This window comes from Streptomyces sp. NPDC096013 (genome assembly GCF_044763565.1).
Taxonomy (GTDB): Bacteria; Actinomycetota; Actinomycetes; order Streptomycetales; family Streptomycetaceae; genus Streptomyces.
On the sequence record NZ_JBIWGK010000031.1, the window covers coordinates 42,964 to 49,988 of the forward strand.

Consider the following 7,025-nt stretch of genomic DNA (forward strand, 5'->3'; position numbering starts at 1 on the left):
CACGACGTCCTCGCCCGCCTCGACGACTTCACATCCTCGGCTTCCTGAACGGCCGACCCACCCCCACCAGATGGAGGACACGACAGTGTCGGAGCACAATCCCATGGACAAGAACACGACATCGCGACAGCGGGCCCTGGTGGTCGGCCTCGGGATCAGCGGGATCGCCTCCGCGCTGCGACTGCATCGCGCGGGCTGGGACGTGGCGGTACTGGAGAAGGCCCCCGAGCGGCGCCGCGGCGGATACTTCATCGCCCTGTTCGGGACCGGGCTCGCCGCCGCCGAACGGCTGGGCTTCGCCGATGCGGTGCCCAATCGCTTCGCTCCGGAAGGCGTGAGCTACGACGTCGACCGCACGGACCGGCGCCGCCGCGGTGTGGGCTACGCCGATGTGTTCGGCGGGTCTCGAATGGTACTGCGGGGCGACATCGAAGACGCGGCCTTCACCGCCCTGCCCGACGAGGTCGAGATCCGGTACTCGACCGTGCCGATCGCGCTGGACCAGTACCTCGACGGGGTGGACGTCGAGATCCGCGACCTGACAACGGAGACGACGAGCGTCGAACGGTTCGACCTGGTGGTCGGGGCAGACGGACTGCGCTCGACGGTGCGCCGGCTTGCGTTCGAGCCCGAGCAGAGCCCGATCCGTCGGCTGAACTACATGATCGCCGTGTACAGACTGCCCGAGCCGATACCCGGCTACCGCCCACAGGACGGGCTGAGCATGATCGAGGCGGGCCGATCGGTGTGGGTGTTCTCGTTCGCCGACCGTCCACCGTCGGTGATGTTCTCCTACCGCACCGACGACGTGGACGCCGAGTTCACCCGGCCGGCCATCGACTCGCTGCGCGCCGCCTACGGCCCCGAGCCCACCGGCTCCACGCTCAGTTGGCTGCTCGACCAGTTCGAGAAGGCCCCGGACCACCTGTTCGACTCCGCCGAGCAGGTGCACCTCGACCACTGGCACCGCGGCCGAGTCGTGCTCGTCGGCGACGCCGCGTGGTGCCTGACCGTTTACTCCGCCATGGGGGCATCCACCGGCCTGGCCGGGGCGGACCTGCTCGGCACCATGCTGGAACGCCACCCGCACGACGTGCCACGAGCACTGCAGGACTGGGAGGACCACCTGCGCCCGTTCATCGCCCACCACCTCGGCAGCGCTGTGAGCCAGCGCAGTTTCTTCACCCCAGGCAACCGCGCCGAGTTGCTGCTTCGGTCCGTGATGATCCGCCTCGGCCAGCTGCCGATCGCCGGCCGGCTGCTCGCAAAGACGAGGACCAAGAGTGCGCGGATGAAAAGTCTGGATATCGCCGCCGCTGCAGCGTGAGTGGAGTGCCTCGAAACGCGGTCGCGGTCGAAGCTGCGTGGTCTGGCAATGCATCGAAGGTGCGGCCGACCCACCCTTCTTGACAACCCAGTACAGAACCGCCTAAGTTTCCGACTGTTCAGTCCACAACCGACCTGAGCCCACCGGACAGGGTGAGTGCACGCCCGGCGCGATGACTGGCCGGCGCCGACATCAACAGGATGCTGGCCACCGCGGACACCGACGCGGCCCTCCAGGGGATCGCCGAGACAAGCCCCACAGCGGCCACCCGATGATCTCGAAGCCCTGAGATCTCAGCACGCCACCCGCTCGCCTCACCTTCCCCGGTGACGAAACCAATCAGATTCCAGACGGCTTTCAGTCATGCCCACCAAGCAAGGGAAGAAAATGAGTACCAGCATCGACCGCGGGGCGCCCGCCTCCGGAAAGAAAGACTCGGGCCTTCGCGGCTCACATGCCGTGCGCTGGTGGGTGCTCGCCGTCATAGGCATGGCACAGCTCATGGTCATGCTCGATGCCACCGTCGTGAACATCGCGCTGCCCGAGGCGCAGCAGGACCTCGGCTTCAGCGACGGCAGCCGGCAGTGGGTCATCACGGGGTACGCCCTGGCGTTCGGCAGCCTGCTGCTGCTCGGCGGCCGACTCGGTGACCTGTTGGGCCGGCGCACCCTCTTCGTGATCGGCCTGGCAGGTTTCGGGGCCGCGTCCGTCGTCGGCGGCTCGGCCGGCAGCTTCGAGATCCTCGTCGCAGCACGTGTGGCCCAGGGTCTCTTCGCCGCACTGCTCGCGCCCGCGGCACTCTCCCTGCTCAGCGTGACCTTCACCGAACCATCTGAAAGGGCGAAGGCCTTCGGTATCTTCAGCGCCTTGGGTGGTGCGGGCGGCGCGGTCGGGCTGCTGGTCGGCGGCATGCTCACCGAATGGGCGTCGTGGCGCTGGGTGATGTACGTGAACGTCGTCTTCGCGGTACCCGCCCTGATCGGTGCCTTGCTGCTGCTGGCCAAGCCCGTGATCACCAAGAAGCCCAAGCTCGACATCCCGGGCATCGTCGTGGTGAGCGCCGCGCTGTTCGCCGTCGTCTACGGGTTCGCGCACGTCGAGTCCACCAGCTGGACCGACCCGGTCGCCCTCGGTTCCATGATCACCGGCGCGGTGCTGCTCGTGGTGTTCGTCTGGCTGGAGACCAGGGTCGGGCATCCGCTGCTGCCGCTGCGCGTCGTGCTGGACCGGACCCGCGGTGGTTCGTTCATGGCGGTGTTCGTCATCGGCATGGGGATGTTCTCGATCTTCCTGTTCCTGACCTACTACTTCGCGGCCAGCCTCGGCTACTCGCCGATCAAGACCGGTCTGGTCTACCTGCCGATGGTCGCGGCCGTCGTCGCCTCGTCGACCACCATGCCTGTGCTGGTGCTGCCCAGGGTCGGCCCGAAGGCCGTGATCACCGCCGGCTTCCTGGTCGCCGCAGCCGGTATGGCCCTGCTGACCCAGATCGAGTTGGACAGCACCTACGCCGCCCACATCCTGCCCGGCCTGATCCTGCTGGGTCTCGGCATCGGCGCAGTGATGACCACCGCGTTCCAGGGGGCGACCTCAGGCCTGCACCACGAGGACTCGGGTGTCGCCTCGGCGCTGATCAACACCGGTCAGCAAATCGGCGGCTCCATCAGCACGGCACTGCTGACCACCGTCGCCTCGTCGGCCGCGACCGACTACATGACCTCGCACAAGCCCGGCGCGCTGGCCGCGGCGCAGGCCGGGGTCGAGGGCTACACGGCCACCCTGGCGTGGGGGTCCGGGTTCTTCGTGGTCGGCGCGGTGATCGCCGCGATCCTGATCCCGAACCGGGCCCTGGAGCCGTCCGAGGGCGAGCCCGTGATGGCCCACTGAACCTGGATCCACCCCACAGATGCCCTGCCACCTGCGAAGACTGCTGTTCTCAGGAAACGAATCAGCACAGGAAAACAGGGCATCTCCATGCTTCCACCGCGACCGTCTCGACCCGCGCATCCACGACAGGGCGTTCTCCGCGATGGACCTCACCACCCGTCACCCGCGCACCGGAGAACTGCTGTCCACGGCGAAGTTCATGGTGCGCCAGACCCAGCAGGAGACACTCCCAATCCCGCTTTCATCGCCCTGGGCGCCGCCGCGCACCCCGACCGGCCGGTGCGGACCACCGTCGAGGGGTACACGATCGGCTTCTCCAAGCGCTCGTTCCAGACCGCCGTGCGACAGCGATCGCCGTGCGACACCGACAGCCGTGTGACGACAACACCGAATCAGATCGTCTTCATTGAGGAAACGAACATGACCGAAACCGCAGACCGGATCATCGACGCCCTGCGCAGCGGGCACGACCACCTCGCCGCTGTGGTGCACAGACTCACCGCCGCCGATCTCGCCCGCCCGTCCGGCGCGTCGGAGTGGGACGTCTCCCAGGTGCTCAGCCATCTGGGCAGCGGCGCCGAAATAGGCCTGGCCGTACTGGAGAGCGCGACGGGCGGTACGGGTGCCCCCGACGGCGACTTCAACAAGTCGGTGTGGGCCCGCTGGGACGCGATGACCCCGGCCGAGGGCGCCCAGGGCTTCGTCACCGCCAACCAGGCGCTGGTCGAACGCTACGAGGGCCTCGACGCGGGGGCCCGCAGCGACCTCCGGATCGACCTCGGCTTCCTGCCCGCGCCGGTGGACATCGCGACCGCGGCGGGGCTCCGGCTCAGTGAGTTCACCCACCACTCGTGGGACGTCGAGGTGGCCTTCGACCCGTCGACGACCCTGGCGTCCGCCGCGACCGGACCCCTCCTCGACCAGGCCGGCATGATGCTGGGCTTCATCAGCAAGGCGGACGCCCTGGAGAACCGCCCCGTCGCCGTCGCGGTGCACACCACCGCACCCGAGCGCACCTTCGGTCTCTCGGTCGGCGAGACGGTCGCACTCACCGGCGAACCCGAGAACGCCGACGCCGTGCTGACGGCCCCCGCCGAGTGGTGGCTGCGACTCCTCACCGGCCGGCACGCCCCCGCCCACACCCCGCCCTCCGTGACCCTCACCGGCGACACCGTCACCCTCGACGACCTGCGCAGGATTTTCCCCGGGTTCTGAGCCCGGCGGCGAGCCAACGGACACAGGAACACGCCTGCCACAGCCTCGACCATCGACGATCACACTGCGTAGCGGATGATCGCCGATGGCTGCGGCCGTCTTTGCGGGTTGCCGTCACGGCTGCCGTCATCGATCTGGTGAGCGCCGGTCGTGCGGCTCTGCGGGTTGGGGACCGTGTGCTGTTCGAGGGGCGCCCGGTGACGGTCGGCGGCTTCAGCGGCACCCGGGTACGGCTGGTCGACGACGCCGGCGGCGCCCACGTGCTGCTGGCGGCGCATCTGCTACATCGACGTCAGCTTCAGCAACGTCAAGTGAAGGGCTTGAGGTGAATCGCTTCGGCGATCTTGCCCAGCCCCAATACGTCGTCGGGTGAGCGGCGGCGTGACGGGTCAGGTGTCGATCGCGGCGCCTGCAGTCAGCCCTTTGTCGTCCGGACGGTCGGGCGACTCTCAACTGAAAGGAATTACCCATGACGGAACCGCCGGACAACGAAAGCGTGGGCCAAACCCCGAACAGGAACGCTGTAAAGAGGGACTGGCCGTCGCGCGCTAGGGAACTCGCGGCCGCATCGATCGCGGCGGGGGAGCCAGACGCGTGGTTCGACCAGCTGTACGCCGAAAGTGCTGCGGGTGAAGTGACGCCGCCGTGGGGTCGCAACACGCCGATGCCGCAGCTGACCGCCTGGATCGACAGCGAGCAGCCGTCCCCGAGCCGCGCCGTCGTCGTCGGCTGCGGTCTCGGCGCGGACGCGGAGTACCTAGCCATGCTCGGTTTCGACGTCACGGGCTTCGACCTATCGCCGCACGCCGTGACATTGGCCCAGCAGCGGAACCCGGACACCGTGGTCAAGTACCGCGTCGCCGACGCCACCGACCTCCCGCATGACCTGATCGGAGCCTTCGACCTGGTCGTCGAGATCTTCACGCTTCAGGCCGTGCCGAACCCACCCCGCACCGCCATCGCCGATGGGATCGCCACCCTGGTCGCACCAAACGGCACCCTGGTCGTGATTGACCGCAGGGACACCGGCGACCCCACAGGTCCGCCGTTCCAGATCACCGCCGCCGACCTGGCCCGGCTTGAGGCTAGTGGCCTTATCCGGGCGCACCTCGAGGTTGACGACGGACTGTGGGTGGCTACATTCCACAGGCCCGCTCCGGATGGGGACAGCTGAACCCATCCACATCCGACTAAGACCGTGTCCTATGTGGTGAGGCGGACCAGTCGCTTGTAGCAGCACAAGGTCGCGGCGAGGCCGAGAAAGGCCAGGTAGTTGCGGGGGTGGCGTTCGTAACGGGGGTTGAGTCGGCGGTAGCCGGACAGCCACGAAATCGTCCGCTCGATCACCCACCTGCGGCGACCCAAGCGTTCGCTGGACTCGATGCCTTTGCGGGCGATGCGCACGCCGATGCGCTTGCCTCGTAGCCATTTGCGCAGGTGGGGGATGTCATACGCCTTGTCGGCGTGCAGGCGTTGGGGCTTGAAGTGCCGGCCGCGGTGGGGGTCGTGTCTCGTTGGGTGCGGTTCCTTTCAAGTGACGGTCGCGATCAAGTTGTGGGGTCATAGTTCCGCTGGTGAGTGGGTCAGACGTCATGCTGGACAACCATGCGGCGGGGAACCGTGCTTCGTCGGGATACTGGGCTGGTGAGAGACGCCATGGCTGAGTACGAAGCGGACACTGAACAGTTGATGCGAAGGGTCTACCTCGGCGTGCGCGAGGACAGCCTTGACCCACAGGACGTCGTCGCCCTCGCCTGCGAACTGCTCGACTGGTTCCATCACACCGACGCCATCCTGGAGGTCGTCGAGCGGAACCCGGCCGAGGTGCCGCAGGCGGAGATGACCGTCCTGGCCCGGCGCATCCTGGACGACGTGGGCTTCGATCCCGGCTTCGACCTCGCCCCCGAACGTTTGGAGACGCTGCGCGCCGCACTGCGAGTCGTAGCCCGCGACCTGCCCACGCGTGGGATCGAAGGCGAACCGGAGGTCGAGATCCTGGAGGACTGCTTTCCGGTGGGAGCCGGTGTCCGTCTTGCCGACGGCGAACGGCTCAACTGGGACGGCCCCATCCTGCCGAACATGTGCGACGACCCAGCCATGGCATTGACCAGCCTGGCGATCCTGATCCAGGAGAGCCTGCTCGAATGGACCTGGCAGGTCTGGCCGGTGTGCCCCGGGCATGACCTCGGCGTCCACGCCTCGGAACGTGATCGCGAGGTTGCGTGGTGGTGCGCGGGCGATGGCGGACACATGCTGGCGCCGGTCGGCGAACTCGCGCGCGCTCTCGGCCGCCGTCGCCCCAAGTAGGGTCGGCGGCGGAGTGCAGTTCGTTTCGAACGACCGCCGTGATCAGGCGGTGAGGCTGTAGTTCTGCTGGTCGGGGCTGGGGTAGAGGCGTTGATGTTCGCGGGCCGTGTGGAAGATCCAGTAGTCCTCGAAGTCGCCGTTCGTTATCAGTGCGCGGAGTCGGAGGACGGCTTCGGCGCCGTCGAGTCCCCATCTGTCCGCGTACTCGTTGAAGTGCTCAGCCAAGTACAGATAAACGTGCTCAGCTCTCAGGCCACTTCGGTCTCGCGCTCGATGGCGGCGAGGCGGT

The 7,025-nt window shown here is 67.7% G+C and carries 7 protein-coding genes and 1 pseudogene; 5 read left to right on the forward strand and 3 right to left on the reverse strand.

The window, feature by feature from the left end; translation table 11 throughout:
• Positions 1-70 precede the first annotated feature (70 nt).
• The 3 genes from ACIRB1_RS46045 (at position 71) to ACIRB1_RS46055 (ending at position 4,429) form a co-directional block, all read left to right on the forward strand.
• Entirely contained in the window at positions 71-1,327 is a 1,257-nt protein-coding gene (locus tag ACIRB1_RS46045; protein WP_403469945.1) for an FAD-dependent monooxygenase, read from the forward strand.
• Positions 1,328-1,714: 387 nt separating this feature from the next.
• Positions 1,715-3,214, forward strand: a complete 1,500-nt coding sequence (locus ACIRB1_RS46050; protein ID WP_403469946.1) for an MFS transporter — start codon at positions 1,715-1,717, stop codon at positions 3,212-3,214.
• A gap of 420 nt (positions 3,215-3,634) precedes the next feature.
• Positions 3,635-4,429: a maleylpyruvate isomerase family mycothiol-dependent enzyme gene (locus ACIRB1_RS46055; protein WP_403469947.1), complete on the forward strand. Its 795-nt coding sequence runs from the start codon at positions 3,635-3,637 to the stop codon at positions 4,427-4,429.
• A 59-nt stretch (positions 4,430-4,488) separates the two neighbouring features.
• Here ACIRB1_RS46055 and ACIRB1_RS46060 read toward each other — a convergent pair whose 3' ends face one another.
• Entirely contained in the window at positions 4,489-4,707 is a 219-nt protein-coding gene (locus ACIRB1_RS46060) for a hypothetical protein (protein WP_403469948.1), read from the reverse strand.
• A gap of 191 nt (positions 4,708-4,898) precedes the next feature.
• Here ACIRB1_RS46060 and ACIRB1_RS46065 point away from each other — a divergent pair, with 191 nt between their 5' ends.
• Positions 4,899-5,603, forward strand: a complete 705-nt coding sequence (locus tag ACIRB1_RS46065) for a class I SAM-dependent methyltransferase (RefSeq protein ID WP_403469949.1) — start codon at positions 4,899-4,901, stop codon at positions 5,601-5,603.
• 29 nt (positions 5,604-5,632) lie between these two features.
• Here ACIRB1_RS46065 and ACIRB1_RS46070 read toward each other — a convergent pair.
• Positions 5,633-5,950, reverse strand: a pseudogene (locus ACIRB1_RS46070) (transposase); the annotation flags it as partial.
• A gap of 135 nt (positions 5,951-6,085) precedes the next feature.
• Between ACIRB1_RS46070 and ACIRB1_RS46075 the strand changes: the two are divergent.
• Positions 6,086-6,736 (forward strand): hypothetical protein, encoded by a 651-nt coding sequence (locus ACIRB1_RS46075; RefSeq protein ID WP_403469950.1) that lies wholly within the window; start codon positions 6,086-6,088, stop codon positions 6,734-6,736.
• A gap of 42 nt (positions 6,737-6,778) precedes the next feature.
• Here the strand turns inward: ACIRB1_RS46075 and ACIRB1_RS46080 are convergent, their stop codons facing one another.
• A complete protein-coding gene (locus ACIRB1_RS46080; RefSeq protein ID WP_403469951.1) occupies positions 6,779-6,961 on the reverse strand; it encodes a hypothetical protein in 183 nt (60 codons plus the stop codon).
• Positions 6,962-7,025 lie beyond the last annotated feature (64 nt).